Source organism: Pseudoclavibacter sp. JAI123 (assembly GCF_013409665.1).
Lineage (GTDB): Bacteria > Actinomycetota > Actinomycetes > Actinomycetales > Microbacteriaceae > Pseudoclavibacter.
Genome location: NZ_JACCCM010000001.1, coordinates 2,356,399 through 2,370,581, shown reverse-complemented (window position 1 = coordinate 2,370,581; position 14,183 = coordinate 2,356,399). Strand labels below are relative to the sequence as shown.

Annotated in this window: 16 protein-coding genes; 6 read left to right on the top strand and 10 right to left on the bottom strand. The window is 64.5% G+C overall.

Annotation, left to right across the window (positions count from 1 at the left end; genetic code table 11):
* Window positions 1-47: 47 nt before the first annotated feature.
* Window positions 48-608, top strand: coding sequence for a hypothetical protein (locus HDC34_RS11100; RefSeq protein WP_308807311.1), 561 nt, complete (start codon window positions 48-50; stop codon window positions 606-608).
* A 33-nt stretch (window positions 609-641) separates the two neighbouring features.
* On the opposite strand, the gene HDC34_RS11095 is transcribed toward HDC34_RS11100, so the two are convergent.
* Both HDC34_RS11095 and HDC34_RS11090 read right to left on the bottom strand, forming a co-directional pair.
* Window positions 642-1,085 (bottom strand): excalibur calcium-binding domain-containing protein, encoded by a 444-nt coding sequence (locus HDC34_RS11095; protein WP_179556882.1) that lies wholly within the window; start codon window positions 1,083-1,085, stop codon window positions 642-644.
* A 609-nt stretch (window positions 1,086-1,694) separates the two neighbouring features.
* Window positions 1,695-2,507 (bottom strand): HNH endonuclease, encoded by an 813-nt coding sequence (locus HDC34_RS11090; RefSeq protein ID WP_179556881.1) that lies wholly within the window; start codon window positions 2,505-2,507, stop codon window positions 1,695-1,697.
* A 407-nt stretch (window positions 2,508-2,914) separates the two neighbouring features.
* Between HDC34_RS11090 and HDC34_RS11085 the strand changes: the two genes are divergently transcribed.
* The 3 genes from HDC34_RS11085 (at window position 2,915) to HDC34_RS11075 (ending at window position 5,648) form a co-directional block, all read left to right on the top strand.
* Window positions 2,915-4,108, top strand: coding sequence for a DNA cytosine methyltransferase (locus tag HDC34_RS11085; RefSeq protein WP_179556880.1), 1,194 nt, complete (start codon window positions 2,915-2,917; stop codon window positions 4,106-4,108).
* 7 nt (window positions 4,109-4,115) lie between these two features.
* Window positions 4,116-4,994: a GIY-YIG nuclease family protein gene (locus HDC34_RS11080; RefSeq protein ID WP_179556879.1), complete on the top strand. Its 879-nt coding sequence runs from the start codon at window positions 4,116-4,118 to the stop codon at window positions 4,992-4,994.
* A 228-nt stretch (window positions 4,995-5,222) separates the two neighbouring features.
* The gene (locus tag HDC34_RS11075; protein ID WP_179556878.1) at window positions 5,223-5,648 is read left to right on the top strand and encodes a hypothetical protein; all 426 of its coding nucleotides are present in this window, start codon (window positions 5,223-5,225) and stop codon (window positions 5,646-5,648) included.
* Window positions 5,649-5,666: 18 nt separating this feature from the next.
* Here HDC34_RS11075 and HDC34_RS11070 read toward each other — a convergent pair whose 3' ends face one another.
* The 7 genes from HDC34_RS11070 to HDC34_RS11040 form a co-directional block, all read right to left on the bottom strand.
* Window positions 5,667-6,614 carry a HipA domain-containing protein gene (locus HDC34_RS11070; protein WP_308807310.1) on the bottom strand — a complete coding sequence of 316 codons (948 nt, stop codon included), beginning with the start codon at window positions 6,612-6,614 and terminating at the stop codon, window positions 5,667-5,669.
* 97 nt (window positions 6,615-6,711) lie between these two features.
* Entirely contained in the window at window positions 6,712-6,963 is a 252-nt protein-coding gene (locus HDC34_RS11065) for a helix-turn-helix transcriptional regulator (protein ID WP_179557160.1), read from the bottom strand.
* Window positions 6,964-6,994: 31 nt separating this feature from the next.
* Window positions 6,995-7,354, bottom strand: coding sequence for a hypothetical protein (locus HDC34_RS11060; protein WP_179556877.1), 360 nt, complete (start codon window positions 7,352-7,354; stop codon window positions 6,995-6,997).
* Between the two features lie 20 nt (window positions 7,355-7,374).
* Window positions 7,375-8,793 carry an FAD-dependent oxidoreductase gene (locus HDC34_RS11055; protein WP_179556876.1) on the bottom strand — a complete coding sequence of 473 codons (1,419 nt, stop codon included), beginning with the start codon at window positions 8,791-8,793 and terminating at the stop codon, window positions 7,375-7,377.
* Window positions 8,794-8,937: 144 nt separating this feature from the next.
* A complete protein-coding gene (locus tag HDC34_RS11050) occupies window positions 8,938-9,501 on the bottom strand; it encodes a hypothetical protein (RefSeq protein ID WP_179556875.1) in 564 nt (187 codons plus the stop codon).
* Window positions 9,502-9,589: 88 nt separating this feature from the next.
* The gene (locus tag HDC34_RS11045; RefSeq protein ID WP_179556874.1) at window positions 9,590-10,156 is read right to left on the bottom strand and encodes a hypothetical protein; all 567 of its coding nucleotides are present in this window, start codon (window positions 10,154-10,156) and stop codon (window positions 9,590-9,592) included.
* A 124-nt stretch (window positions 10,157-10,280) separates the two neighbouring features.
* Window positions 10,281-11,012: an alpha/beta hydrolase gene (locus HDC34_RS11040; protein WP_179556873.1), complete on the bottom strand. Its 732-nt coding sequence runs from the start codon at window positions 11,010-11,012 to the stop codon at window positions 10,281-10,283.
* 129 nt (window positions 11,013-11,141) lie between these two features.
* Here HDC34_RS11040 and HDC34_RS11035 point away from each other — a divergent pair, with 129 nt between their 5' ends.
* The gene (locus HDC34_RS11035; protein WP_179556872.1) at window positions 11,142-12,326 is read left to right on the top strand and encodes a cation:proton antiporter; all 1,185 of its coding nucleotides are present in this window, start codon (window positions 11,142-11,144) and stop codon (window positions 12,324-12,326) included.
* 99 nt (window positions 12,327-12,425) lie between these two features.
* Here the strand turns inward: HDC34_RS11035 and HDC34_RS11030 are convergent, their stop codons facing one another.
* A complete protein-coding gene (locus HDC34_RS11030; protein WP_179556871.1) occupies window positions 12,426-12,917 on the bottom strand; it encodes a histidine phosphatase family protein in 492 nt (163 codons plus the stop codon).
* A 226-nt stretch (window positions 12,918-13,143) separates the two neighbouring features.
* On the opposite strand from HDC34_RS11030, the gene HDC34_RS11025 reads away from it, so the two are divergent.
* Window positions 13,144-14,178: an ABC transporter substrate-binding protein gene (locus tag HDC34_RS11025; RefSeq protein ID WP_179556870.1), complete on the top strand. Its 1,035-nt coding sequence runs from the start codon at window positions 13,144-13,146 to the stop codon at window positions 14,176-14,178.
* Window positions 14,179-14,183: the final 5 nt, after the last annotated feature.

Sequence of the window (14,183 nt, the reverse complement as noted above, 5' to 3'; positions counted from 1 at the left end):
TCGATGCGTTGGCTTCCCGGGACGCTGACCTGAGGTTACCTTCGAGTGTGAGCAGCCCAGAGAACATTGCAATTCGTCAGGCCGATGGGCAGCGCGACGTGCCGCTCGGGGTCGTCATGGTAGGTATGGCGGCGGTGGCCTGGTGGCCGGCGTTCACGTTTGGTGCGTGGGGTGAGGTGTTCTTCGACGACATCCTCGGCTTCTGGGCGGCGTCGACGGCGGCGTTCGTGTTCGTGCTGCTCGAGCGGCGACCTGTCTGGGGCCGAATCGGTCGTGCGGCCGTGCTGCTGGTGCCGACGGCGTGGCTGGTCCTGAACTTCCTCGTCGACGCAGATTCGGACGACGTCGCTACCGCGCTCGTCGACTTCGCGGCGCTGCTCGTGGTGCTCATCTGCGTGCCGTTCACGCTGTGGGTGCTGCTGCGCATCGTGTGGCCGGACTTCGCGTCCAGCACCACGAGGCGCCGCCGCTGGCTGATCGTCGCCGTGGTCGGCGGCATCGTCGTCATCGCCTACGTGCTCGGCCTCAACCAGGCGCACTTCCTCACCTGCGACGACTTCTCGATCAGCGGGAACTCGCTGCCGGCGGGGTGCGTGCACGGGAGCTAAGGCCCAGCCTTCTACCGGCCTGCAAAGGGGCGGCTACTCGCAGCCGATGCCGTCACCGTCACGGTCGAGGTGCGGGCCGTAACCAGGCTCTCCTGCGTACACGGGTGCTGCGCCTGCGTCCCGTGCTGCGGTGCAGTTTTTGTAGTAGACGTTCGAGGGCTGTTCGACGGGCACCGCGGCGAGCGGCACTGGTGCTGGTTCCGGTTCCGGTTCTGCCGTAACGGGCGCTGGTTCAGGAGCGCTGACTTCTTCGGCGGGTACCACGACCTCTGGTGTCTCTGTGATCGTGACCGTCACCGTTTCGACGGGCAGAGTGGCCGTCGTCGTGACCGTGACTGTTGGGGCTGCTTCTGCGGAAGGCTCGGCTGCGGACGAGCAACCGCTGAGCACCCCGAACGCGATGATCGAGAGGGCTGCCGCCGCAGCGGTCAGAGTATGGCGGGGCAGGCGCGACTGCGCGGCGCGAGGGGGAAGCATGAGGAGGGGCTCCAAGAATGGGGGAGAGCGAGGAGGACCGAGCGAGCTTATGTGACTCGGGTTCATGTCGTGAAATACCCGGGTGCAGGGGAATCATCGGTCACCGCGTCCCTGAATACCATCGATCGCGCAACGGTGGGAGAATGAACGTGAATGTGAAGGCACTGGACGACCTCGGGGTGGGTGAGGAGAGTTCAGGACTGCGGAGGCGGCGGCAGGTCCGGCGCTGAGCTGGGAGCCAATGCCGTGCGCATTTTGTTCGGCGGTAGCGAGAATTGCATAGACGCGGCGACAAGCACCGCAGTGGGGCTGCCAAGGAAAATCCGGTTGAGGCGTGTGAGCGGGCTTGGTGCGGGCACGGGGGGTCTCAGATCTGCCCGTTCTTGTCGCGACGTTGGTCTCTACAATCGTGCTGCTCTTGGCTCGATACCGTTGGGCAGCGGACGTGGACGCCCCCCCGGACGCGCCTACGTCGGGTGTGAAACCCACGAAGGAATGGGAGTTTAGTTGCCATTCTTTCCGAAACAGTAAATTCTCTTCATCAACTGAAAGCCCGGACCATCAGGATGCTGTCAAGTTTGGGACGTGCGGAACCCAAGCACGATGATTTCATGGACGATGTGAGGGCAACACCGAACCACCCACAGATTCGACAATGACGGTTGCGTCGTGGTCGAGGATGTCAGGCATCGCCAGCCGTGCTTCCTGTTCTCGCAGTATGGAGGAGAGTTGGTCGACTGCTATCCAGCCGCGGCGGTGAATCATACGGTGGCAATTGGCGCACAGAACCGCGAGGTCGTCCAGGTTGCTACTGGTTTCTCCGCTGACGTGCAAGGGTGTTCGGTGATGGACTTCGACGTAGTCGCGTCCTAGCTCGCCGTACATGGCCAGAAAATCGAATCGACAGACTTCGCAGGCTACGGGCCGCGACGCACGGTGCAGCGTCCGAATTTTCGCCTCGCGTAGCGGACGGCTTCGTTCTCTTCTGAGCGCGAGCACGTAGCGACTGTCACCCTCAGCTGCGACCAGCGCGAGCTCTTCGTCCGCGACGTCAATCGAGGACACGTTGGCGGCTGGCAGCTCAATCGTGAGACTGTCCCGCAAAGCCGCAGCCTCGGCGAGCATGTTTTCACGGTTCGCCATGAACGTCTCGACCAGGACGACTTCCTTCTTACTCTTCCGCATACCGCCAGGAGCACCCGGGTTTGCGCCCACGAGGTTGGCGATCTTCATGCTCACTGAGTTGACTGAGCGAAACCGTTCATCGATCTCCGTCGCACCAGGGAAGTTCGCCCTGCGGAGTAACACCGAAAGTGCGAGAAACTCAGGCGTTGATCGGTTTCCGCCGCGCCATCCACGGGCATCAGCGATGGCAAGGGCTAGCAGTAGTTCTTCGTCTGTCCAGGGCGGGTTGGCGGCCATGTTCTCAGGCTAGTGCGCATGATCTAACCTTGAAATAAGAGTTTTCGGACAGGAGCTGTAGACGAAGCTCTCGGAGGGAGCTCTGAGCAACCGGAGGGGTCTGATCGCGTTCCGACCCGCGACGTCGCTTGACGCAGCGGAGCGTTGAGACGGTAGCGCTGCTGCAGATCACCTGAGGTGACGGCTCTGTCATGAGACTCAGGCCCGAGGAACACGCGCCTACTGCGCTACGGACACTCTCGGTTGGCAGGCCTGTGCCAGCTCACGTCTGACCGAGCAATGCGAGGCCTAGGGCCAATGCGGCGAAGCGCTGACCACGATGGTCGTCCTTCGACACGACCGGATGCTGGAGGTGGTTCGTGCGAGGATAGATCACTGCCTCACCCGTAGAACTAGCGAACGAAGCCATGTCTGAAATCTTGCCCTTCCCCACCCCAACGATGCCTCGAGTCCTGGAGTTTTTCGCAGGTGTGGGTCTGGCGCGCATGGGTTTGCAGCAGGCAGGTTTCAAGACAGTCTGGGCTAACGACTACTCGTCGCAGAAGGCAGCTCTCTACCGGGCGCAGTTCGGCGATGGCGGCCACTACGAGGTCGGCAACGTGTTCGACGTGGACGGTGCAACGCTTCCGGACGCCGAGCTCGCATGGGCATCCTCGCCTTGCACCGACCTCTCGCTAGCCGGCCAGCGTACGGGGCTCGCGGGGCGAGAATCTAACGCCTTCTTCGGGTTTACAAAGGCTTTGCGCGAGATGGGGGAGCGTCGGCCGCAGACAATTGTGCTCGAAAACGTTGTCGGACTTGCGTCATCGCATGAAGGAGAGGATCTCGCGGCCGTCGTACGGGAGTTCAACGAACTCGAGTATTCCTGTGACGTACTCGCGCTCGACGCGCGGCGCTGGGTTCCTCAGTCGCGGCCCCGGCTTTTCGTTGTGGGACACCGAGGCCCGAATGTTCCTCACGCTGTAGGCGACGACGCCGGTGTTCGATTGGATAATCTGCAGCGCGTCTTTGGGGATCCCACCTTGCTGACACATCAGATGCCGATTTCTGCACCGCCGGTTCCTCTCACGCAAGGTTTTGGCAACATCACCGAGCAAATTCCGCTCGATGACACGCGTTGGTGGGACGATCAGCGCACGGCGGCATTTGATGCGAGTCTCTCGCCTATTCAACGCGAGAGAGTAGAGCGTCTACGGTCGTCCCCGCGAACCTCTTATCGAACTGCGTATAGGCGGACGCGAAACGGTGTCCCGGTCTGGGAAGTCCGCCCGGACGACATCGCGGGCTGTCTTCGAACTGCTCGCGGAGGTTCGAGTAAGCAGGCGGTCGTCAGACTCGGGCACGGGCGTATGCAAGTGCGTTGGATGACCGGTGTCGAGTACGCTCGGTTGATGGGTGCGGGTGAGTATCGCATTGATGGCTTCCGCGATTCCGAAGTCCAGTTTGCGTTCGGCGATGCGGTGGCAGTTCCAGCCGTAGGGTGGCTCGCGGAGGAGTACCTGTTGCCACTCGTGACCGGGGTGGCAGCCAAACAAAAGGACCAAACTTATGTCGAGCCGAAGCACGAGCACACTTCGCGGAGAGCTTCCGCCGCTAGATAAGTCCACCTTGCCCGCTGACGTGGTGATGATGCGGAGCAAGCTATCGGAGTTCTTCAGGCAAAAACTAGCCGGCTGGGATAAGAATCTCGGCGCGTGCAAGTGGGGTGTTTATGCTTTCTTCGATTTCTTTGGGGAACCAATTTACGTTGGCCAGACCAGGGAAGCTCTCGGGACTAGAGTGAATCGGCACCTGACCAACCAGCGGACAGATGCCGTCGCCATGAGAATTCTTGACCCGGTAGAGGTCGCAGAGGTCCGAGTTTGGCCGCTATGGGAACTTCAGCGAGCGTGGTCGGAGGCGCCGCCGGAGGAGAATAAACAAGCGAAGAAAGCTCGTCAGGAACAGTTAAAGGTGCTGCTGAACAATTACGAGCACGCAGCTTATGCCAGTGCGGTTCGAGGGAGTAAGTTTCACGCAGTTCTAAACGAGAAGATTCCCCCGCTTCTCGGACCTGAACCTGATCTGGATGTTCCCTTCAGTGTCAAGCTGTACGACGGGGACCAATTGACGGCACTCCGAAACGCAGACGTACGCATCGCGCGCAGAGCTGAGGCAGTGAGTCGTCTGGCGGACGTGGCTAGGGAACGTGGTGACGTTTCGGTTGGTCTACGTCGCGCCATTGTCATTCAAGCAGTACGGCTAACCCATCTGAGCGCCGTGCGGCTAGCTGAGGCGGAGGGTCGGGAATTGCCATCCGAGTCGGTCATCGATTCAGAAGCCCTTTTCGGTCTTATGCTGCCAGGGCAGGCCGGGGACGACGAACTCTCGGACGACAACTCACATGAACAGGGCGATCACAACTACGGTCCAGTCGATTTCATTCACGCTGACACCCTGGAGCTACTCGAAGGTCTCCGCGTAGACGATGGGAATCTCGAACTGTAGCTCTGCGCTCGGCCGGCCTAGTACGCGAGCTTGAAACGATGCGATGGGGCCTCTCGAAACCATTGCACCGTTTGCAGTGAACACCGTTCAACGGTTTCGAGAGAAGGGTCCCCGCCCCTCCAGCCGTTCTCCGGCGGGTATCGAGGCCACGGCGCCTGATCCCAAGATGAGCGAAGAACCAGCCGGAACCCCGCTCAGTAGGGTGGTCGCGTGAGCTACGCGATCTCAATGACCATCCAGACCCAACTCGGCAGAGAACGGCCCGCCTGGGTGACCGAGTACCTGCAAGCGGTCGTCTCTAAGAACCCGGCTGCAGGCCGCGGTCCCGACCTGGCGGCCGGCGCACCGTTCTACCAGTGGGCCGAGTACCTACCCGAGCGCGACTGGTTCACCGGCGTACCCTGCGGCCTGGCCCCCGGCCTGACCGCAGACACCGAACGGTTCTGGCTCGCCTCCGACTTCCACGACGATTTCATCCAGCACGACCAGTTTTTCATGGAACTCATCGCAAACTACACGGCGGAAGACCGCATCATCGGGTCCATCTGGAACGACATGTCGGCGACCAAGTTCACGCAGTATGCCTCCATCGGCCGGGAGCTGCACCTGCTCTCCGTCGACGGCGGATGGCGGCCGGCGAACAGCGAGTCGTAAGGACGCGAACGTTAGGCGCTACTCCGCCAGCACTGGGCGCCCGGCTGCTTCGCCCGTCCGCAATCGCTCCGCAAAAGTCCGGATCTGCGCGGCCAGGTTCGGGCGCGAGCCCACGAGCGGTTGCTCGGTTGCGACCGCGGCGAGAACCTCATCGAGAGTCTTGTTGACAAGCCGCTCTGCGCCGCGCAGCCCCCACGACGTGACCTCCGAGACGACATCGGAACGCTCGATCTGGTGATGCTCGTAGCGACCATTCACGGCCAACGCGAGTCGACCATCCACCCCAGCCTGATGCGCTTGCGGCACCACGTCGTACGCGGGCGCCAATCGCGTGCGACCGTCAACCGGGTGCAATAGCCCGAGGTTCTTGGTGTGCATGTCCAGGTTGCCGACGGCGATACCGAGCACGAGCATCTGCGCCAGCAAGATCAGATCTGTCGAACGCGACTGACCACGCAACGCCTGAGCGACACGCTTTAAGCTCGTGACGCCACCCAGCTCCTGGTACTTCTGACTGCCCCACGCCCCGAGCACCTGGCTGAAATCCTCCTGGTGGACCCGGTTAGCATCGATCCGGTCGAAGCTCTCGACAACAAGTGCCGGCAGGCCATCGAACTCGGCGACAGTCGTCGAGAAGGACGCCAGACCAAGCCGCCGCGCCAGCCGCGCACCATACTCCTCGTCGAAGATCACCATCGGGTTCGACGACACCCTCGGCTTCAGGATGTGCGTCGACGGGATGCCACCAAATGCCTGGCTCCAGAGCGTCCCACCCGTCGCGGACTCCGTCGCCGCAAGCACGATCTTTGGCTGCACGCCCGCCAACAACGACTTGCCCACGTCAGCGAGATTCCCGAGCGAAGCAGACAGCGGGTTCTCAAGAAGCGGCCGAATCTGACTGTCGTCGACGGCTCCCGTGCCGGGCGTCCGCGGCTCCGTTGGATCATCGACATCCCAGAGCTGCACCGCACCCGCCACGTCACGGCCACAAAGTCGAAGGATCGAGAATCGTCACCCTCGAGCAGCCCCACCTCGACGCCGTAGAGCTCCACCGCCAAGCGCATCAGCGCGGCCCCGTCGACTCGTCAGCCCGCTGCTCCCAGCTCGCAGACAACTCGATATCCAACTCGTGCATCAGGTCGAACAGGCGCCGCAGATAGATCGTCGTCTTCCCGCTCTCGATCTCGCTCACCGCACTCTGCGACAAGTGCAGGCGCTCGGCGAGCTCAGCCTGGCTGAGACCGGCCTCGAGGCGCGCCTGCTGCACGGCCAAGCCGAAGTCGGCGGGTGCAGTGAGCCGCGCGCGTGCCGCCAGGACGAACTCCTATCTGAATATTCAGATATGCCTACGCGTCGACGACGCCCGTGAACCGAGTGCCGATGCCGTACGAGAACTCGCGCGTCGTTCCAGGGGCAGGGTCCGGCAGCTCGTCGAGATCGTGGTTGTCGCACGACACATACGTGAACTCCGGCCACCACTTCTTTGGCCGCACCTTCTCGACCGTCCCGCACACCTCGCACGTCAGCGTCGCCCACACAGGACGCTTGCCCGTGCGGTTCGCACGCGACTGAGCGAGCCACGCAGGCGGATTCGCATCCAGCTCCGCCAACGCCTCCTCGGCGATATACGGGGGCAGGCCGTTCCGCTTCGCCATCTCGAGCGGAATGTCGAGACGGATCGCGGCGTCATGTCGGCTGAGCTTCATCCCGACAGCCTAAAGCCAGGCTAGAGGGCAGGCGCGCCAGCAGCATCCTCCGCCGGATCCGCCGTCGCGCCAGCGGCAGAGCCAGAAGCAGCACCAGCAGGCGGCAGCGGCGCAAGGTACCGAGCGAGGCTGTCATCGAGCTCATCCACCCACTTCGTGTGGTGCGTGGATGCGATCGTGCCCGTCATCACCGAACGGTACGCGCGATCGCGGTACCCCATGATGTCCTCGGCCTTGTCGTGCTTCCACTCGAGGAAGATCTCCACGACCTCATCCAGATCGAACATCGGGTAGTCGGTCGCCTCGATCAGATCGCGCACGTAGTCCGCCTGGAAGCGGATCTCATCCGCAGCCCCACCGATCGCGTGGAAACGCTCCAGCCACGCGGCGATGTCGGCCTGCCGCGCATCCACCCCAGGCAGCACGACATCGCCCAGGATGACGTCACGCACGAACCACGCCTGCGCGTCGAACATGTTGAACGTGAACCACTGGTCCTGCGCGCCAAGGTAGAACAGGTGCGGGTTCTGCTCCCACACGACCCCCTTGTAGAGGCCCTCCGGATACACGTTGTTGGGGGAGTCGAGCGCCAGCTCGTTCGGCAAGAACGGGTACTTGTGCAGATACCCCGTGCACAGCACAACCGCGTCGAACTCCTTCTCGGTGCCATCAGCGAAGTAGGCCGTCGAACCGTCGAACTTCGTCACCAGCGGGCGCTCCTCGAAGCCGAGCGGCCAGTCGTACCCCATCGGCGCCGTGCGGTAACTGGCCGTCACCGAGCGCGCACCCATCTTGTGCGCCTGGCTGCCGATGTCCTCCGCCGAATAGCTCGACCCGATCACGAGCACGTCCTTGCCAAGCAGGTTCTCCGCACCACGGAACTCATGGGCGTGGCTCACCTGGCCTGGGAACGTCTCGAGGCCCTCGAACGACGGCATCTTCGGGAACGAGAAGTGCCCGGATCCGACGATGACGCGGTCGAACACCTCACGGCTCGTCTTTTTCGACTCCAGGTCCTCGCTCACCAGCGTGAACTGCTGCGTCGCCTCATCGAAGTCCACCCAGCGCACCACCGTGCTGAAGCGCACGTGCTTGCGGACGCCCGCCCGCTCGACGCGGCCCGAGATGTAATCCCACAGCGCGGGGCGCGGGGGATACGACGAGATTGGTCGACCGAAGTGCTCATCGAAGCTGTAGTCAGCGAACTCGAGGGCCTCCTTCGGCCCGTTCGACCAGAGATTGCGATACATGCTCGAGTGGACGGGCTCGCCGTGCTCGTCGAGGCCCGTCATCCACGTGTAGTTCCACTGGCCGCCCCAATCAGCCTGCTTCTCGAAGCAGACGATCTCAGGGATCTCCCGCCCCTGCTCAGCTGCCGACTCGAACGCCCGAAGCTGTGCCATGCCGCTCGGGCCCGCACCGATGATCGCAATTCTCATGTTCTGTTGTTCCCTGGTTCTGTATGTCTGGTCGAGTTACGTATGACGAAGTACTGACCACCAGGTTAACAAGTCGCTCTATGCAGCGACGAAGCGGGTCGAAGCCGGCGCACCTCGCAGAGGGCGGGGCACCGGATGCGCGGCTCACGGCATGCAGACCGCCGAGTCCGCCTCGGGCTCCGGCCGCGACGACTCGTACCCGCCCGTCTGCACCGACGCGGCCACGACCGCCGTCCCCATCGTCGAGAACGTGTACGTCGTCGTGACCAGCGGTGTCGGCTTCGAAGGGGCCTCCGTGTCCAGCCCGTAGACGGAACCGAAGTCGGGCAGCTCCGGCAGATCCACCTTCGTGGTGCCCGTCTGCAGGTCCAGCTCGTGCTCGGCCGCGAACGCCTCCATCGACGACGCAGTCCAACCCACGTCGCTGCGCGTCGCATCCAGCGCCGGCTTCAACTCCGACTCGCACCGCTCGGCGAGCGTCGCACGGAACGTGAACGTGAACGCCACACCCGTCGCGACGATCGCCAGCACGCAGAGCACCACGCCGCCGAACCTGACGTAGCCGAGGTACGCGTCGCTCCAGTTCGGCTCGCGGTCGCGGAACATCCACCGCTGCCCCGTCGAAGCGGCGGATGCGGGCCAACCGGCCTGCCACACGCCGGCGGCGGCGAAGAGCGCGGCCAGCGCGAAAAGCGGAAGAAACTCCATGACGGCCGATGCTATGCCCAGTCCGCGGGCGGCCGTGGGCACCGTGAACGCGAAATCACGGCCCGCTCAACGTCAGCTCTCCGCGCGCTCAGCAGGCGCAGGTCATGCCCGCGAACTCGTTGAGACCCACGATCGCGAAGATGATGCCCGTGATCAGGAAGACCGGAGCCGTCAGGATGCCGCACCAGAAGCTCGGCGCCTGCTTCTCGCTCGGCAGGAAGAACGTCGCGATCGCCACCCCGATCGTCCAGACCGAGACGGGTGCGAGGAACGGCTGCTCGAACACCCAGATCATCGGCACCCAGTGCACCCCGACGATGAGCAGCATGACGGGCGCCATCAGCTCGCCCTTCTTGCGCCTGAGCAGGATGAACGCCGCGATAAGACCGCCGACCACCTCGAGCGCCACCATGACGATGTAGATCGTGAACGGCACCGAGTCGACCTGCAGCGCCGTCGCGCTCGTCCAGTTCCGGATCGCCGTCGGCAGGGTGATGCCGACCAGTGCGACGCCGGCGAGGCTCAGCACGCCGAACACGATGCGCCACGCCCAGTGCCGCGGACGCTCCTGCGCCCACCCGGCCCACACGAACGTCGCGAAGCCGAACAGAGCCGCAGTGAAGATGACATCTCTCGGGAACTCGACGGACAGCATGCGCACCCCTTCATCGACGTGCCGCTCAGCCTAGGGGAGTGGGCCGGAGTAACTGCGAGTTCGCGCCGGGGAGAAGTGCCCGCGCGCATCTGCTCGAGCCGCTCGAGCCCGTCCGGCTGCCCCGTCAGAGCACGTCGAGGATCGCGCCGAACGTCGCGTCGGCGTCGTGCAGCCAGAACGGATGCCCGACCTGCGGCAGCTGACGCACATCCCACCCCAGCGCCTCGAGCTCGGCAGGGATCGGCGCAGGGGCAACCGCCTTGCCCTCCGCCGAGAGCACCAGCGTCGACGGGACAACCGGGGCCGCGGAGGCGGTGGGGGCGTGTGTGATCTGATCGAAGATGCCGACCGTCATCTTCTTGTCGAAGCGCTGCTTCGCGCGCTTGTCCAGCACACGCGTCGCCTCCGAGTAGCGCTTGCTGTCGCCGGTGCCGGTCGCTGCGCTGGCCAGCATCACAAGCGGCAGCGTCACCCCGGACAGCGCCCAGAAGACGCGGGCGCCGGCGCCCTCGCTCGGCAGTCCGAGCTTGAAGCCGGGGTCGAGGTAGATCGCGTGCCTCGGCAGCAGTCGCGGCACGGCGCGCACGAGCAGGGCGCCCCCGAGCGAATGCCCGACCGCGCTGTGCAAGTCGCCAGGCAGGGTCTCGATGAGGTCGTCGACGAACTCGCAGAGACGGTAGCTCTGGGCCCGAGGGCTGTCCCCGTGGCCGCGCAGGTCGACGGCGATCGCCGTGAACTCCCCAGACTCCGCGATGCGCTCGGCGAGCGAACCCCACAGTTCGGCGCTCGCACCGATGCCGTGCACCAACGCGACCTTCTTCGGTCCGTCGCCGGTGGTGATCGTGTGCAGCTTCATGGGAGCCTTCCCAGCAGGTCGGGGTGGTGGATGAGCGCGCGCCGCCCGGTCTCACGCTACGCGTCCGACGCCTGAAGACGCCTCGTGCGACCCTCCGGTCGCCTCGCGCCCCGCTGTTACGCTGAGCGCGTGTCGGAACCCGGGGTCTTCCTCATCCCGGCCCTCGCAGTGCTGGCTCCCCTCTTCGCGCGCAGCATCTCGCCCTGGGTCAAGGTGCCCATCGTCGTGTTCGAACTGCTGCTCGGCATCGCCATCGGGCCGAGCTTCCTCGGCTGGGTCGAGAAATCGGTCCTCCTCGATTGGCTCGCCGAGTTCGGCCTCGCGGCGCTCTTCTTCGTCGCCGGCAACGAGATCCGCTTCCGCAGCCTCGGCGGCGGACTGCTCGGGAAGGCGTCGCTCGCGTGGGTCGTGAGCCTCGGCCTGGGGCTCGCCGCCGGATTCCTCATCGCGCCGGGGGAGGCGGCCGTCATCATCGCGATCGCGCTCAGCTCGACGGCGCTCGGCGCACTCATCCCGATCCTCCGCGACGCTGGCGAGCTCGGATCACCGTTCGGCAAGGCGACGACCGCGATGGGCGCCGTCGGCGAGTTCGGACCCCTGGTCGCGATCTCTGTGTTCCTCGGCACCCGCTCGCCGGGCATCTCGGCGCTGGTGCTCGCGCTGTTCGTCGTCATCACGGGCGTCGCGATCCTCGTAGCGGTACGCATGCAGCACGGGCACCTGCACCGGCTCGTCAGCGCGAGCCTCCACACCTCGGGCCAGTTCGCGGTGCGGGTGGTCATCTTCACGCTCGCCTGCCTCGTCGCGCTGAGCGCCATGCTCGACCTCGACATCCTCCTCGGCGCCTTCGCCGCGGGCGTCATGTGGCAGATCGTCATGCGCAGCGCGCCCGAGGCGGACCGCGAGCAGGTCGAGAGCAAGATCGAGGCGATCGCGTTCGGCTTCCTCGTGCCGCTCTTCTTCATCTACACGGGCGTCACGTTCAACCTCGACGCGCTGCTCGGCAGCGCGCAGGCGCTCATCCTGCTCCCCGTGTTCCTCGCGCTGCTGCTTGTCATCAGGGGTATCCCCGCGCAGCTGGTCGCGCCCAAGGGTGCGGCGCCGCGCGAGCGCTCAAGCCTCGGGCTCCTCAGCGCGACCGCGCTGCCCATCATCGTGGCGGTGACCGCCATCGGCGTCGACCAGAAGGTCCTCGATCCCGCCCTCGCCTCGTCGCTCGTCGGAGCCGGGATGCTCTCCGTGCTGCTGTTCCCACTCGTCGGCATGGCGCTGCGGCCAGCGGACGCACGGCGAACGTCGCGCGCGTCCACCTGACCCAAGGCGCGGGTCCGGGCATCCACACGGCAGATGACGCTCCGGTGGCGAACGAACCCGCGTTTGTCGTGTGGATGCGAGCCGCCGCGCGAGACGGGCCTAGTGGGGTGCGTGGAACGCGGTGATGTTCGCCGAATTCCAGCGCAGGGCATCCCATTCACCGTGGAACGTCAGCACGGTGATGCCTGACGTCGGGTAGCCGTGGCGGATCTCCCGCGCCAGGTCCGACTCCTTGTCGGCGGCGAACGCGATCGCCGTGCCCGACACGGTCGGCTCGTGTCCGATGACCAGCAGCGTCTGCACCTCGGCGTCGGTCTCCCTGACCTGCTGGAGGTAGTCGTCCTCGCCACCCATGTACAGGGCACTCGGGAACTCGGCCGGTGCCAGGATCTCAGCAGTCTCCAACGTCTGCCGCGTGCGCGCAGCGGGGGAGCACAGCACCTTGTCGACCTTGGGCGCGTGCTCGCGCAGCCAGTCGCCCGCCTCCGCGGCCTCACGTACGCCACGGTCAGCAAGCGAACGCTGGCGGTCGTCGATCGTCATCGGATGCTCGGCTTTGGCATGACGGAGCAGGATCAGAGTGCGGGGCATGGAGCCAGCCTAGGGAAGGGACCAAGCAACGCGGAGAAGGCTGACCGCGTCGACGCGCATTCTTCCTGGCGCAACATCGGGACGCGAGTGGCGTTGCTTGAACTCGTTTCAGTTATGTAAACCTTTACATTCGCTCACCTTGATTCCTTGACTGCCCCGCGGGTGGATGGCTAGGTTATGTACACGTTTACATTTGCTGCATGTTCCCCCAACCCAAGGAGCTCCAATGCGCACCGAGACACCCACCAATGGTCGTCGTCTGATGATCGCGACCGCCCTCATCGCCAGTGGCGGGCTACTTGCAGCCTGCTCCGGCGGTGCCCCCGCCAGTACGAGTACCGACGCAGGTGCGATGGAGGATCTGCGCCTTTCCCTCGACTGGAGCACGTACGTTGCCTACCACGCCCCTTTCGCCGTCGCCGAAGAGCAAGGCATCTACGAGGCTCACGGTCTGAACGTGACCGAGACACTCCCGGGCGGTTCCGGGGATGCTCTCATCGAAGTCGGAACAAACAAGACTGACATTGCGTGGGCAGATCTCTCGACCGCCGCGGCGTCGATGTTGCAGGGCGTCCCGGTCACGTCAGTCGCCAAAGTTCAGGCGAGCAATGCCAGCGGCCTGACCGTTCTCGAGGGAACCCCCCTCGAGTCTGCGGACGATGTGAGAGGGATGCGCATCGGATCGACACCGGGCGGCTCCGACTCGACGCTGGTTGGCGCGTTCCTGAGCGCCAACGGCATCTCCGAAGACGAGGTGCAGATCGTCAATCTTCCCGCGAACGGCAAATTCGCGGCCCTGATGACCGGCGAGGTAGACGCCATCAGCGGCCAGGTCTACTTCTCAGTGAGCAACGCCAGAGCGCAGGGCCAAGAAGCAAGCGGCCTCTCTTACTCGGAGCTTGGGCTCGAGATGCTTGACCACGGTTTTGTGTCCAGCGACGGGTACATCGAATCCAACCCCGAGTCGATCACGAAGTTCCTCGACGCCTACCGGGAAGCGCTGCAGATCACAATCGACGATCCGGCCGCCGCATGCGAGACCTTGGTTGCGAAGGCTGACGGTGCGTTGCTGCAGGACGACTGCGAGTCGCAGCTCGACCTCTGGCTCCCGCTCGTGACGCCCACCGACGACGCCGAGTGGGGGAGGAACGTCCCAGGCGAATGGGAGTCCACCGTTTCGATCCTCAAGGAGCACGGCGACGCAACAGGCGACCGGGCGCCCGACTCCATGTTCACAAACGACTACCTCCCCGCGAGCTGAGTTGC

Bases quoted from the DNA above. Each gene is read 5' to 3' on its own strand.
- HDC34_RS11095 (WP_179556882.1), bottom strand. From the start codon at position 1,085: ATGCTTCCCCCTCGCGCCGCGCAGTCGCGCCTGCCCCGCCATACTCTG.
- HDC34_RS11055 (WP_179556876.1), bottom strand. From the start codon at position 8,793: ATGAGAATTGCGATCATCGGTGCGGGCCCGAGCGGCATGGCACAGCTT.
- HDC34_RS11025 (WP_179556870.1), top strand. From the start codon at position 13,144: ATGCGCACCGAGACACCCACCAATGGTCGTCGTCTGATGATCGCGACC.
- HDC34_RS11090 (WP_179556881.1), bottom strand. From the start codon at position 2,507: ATGGCCGCCAACCCGCCCTGGACAGACGAAGAACTACTGCTAGCCCTT.
- HDC34_RS11075 (WP_179556878.1), top strand. From the start codon at position 5,223: ATGACCATCCAGACCCAACTCGGCAGAGAACGGCCCGCCTGGGTGACC.
- HDC34_RS11060 (WP_179556877.1), bottom strand. From the start codon at position 7,354: ATGAAGCTCAGCCGACATGACGCCGCGATCCGTCTCGACATTCCGCTC.
- HDC34_RS11030 (WP_179556871.1), bottom strand. From the start codon at position 12,917: ATGCCCCGCACTCTGATCCTGCTCCGTCATGCCAAAGCCGAGCATCCG.
- HDC34_RS11040 (WP_179556873.1), bottom strand. From the start codon at position 11,012: ATGAAGCTGCACACGATCACCACCGGCGACGGACCGAAGAAGGTCGCG.
- HDC34_RS11050 (WP_179556875.1), bottom strand. From the start codon at position 9,501: ATGGAGTTTCTTCCGCTTTTCGCGCTGGCCGCGCTCTTCGCCGCCGCC.
- HDC34_RS11045 (WP_179556874.1), bottom strand. From the start codon at position 10,156: ATGCTGTCCGTCGAGTTCCCGAGAGATGTCATCTTCACTGCGGCTCTG.
- HDC34_RS11085 (WP_179556880.1), top strand. From the start codon at position 2,915: ATGTCTGAAATCTTGCCCTTCCCCACCCCAACGATGCCTCGAGTCCTG.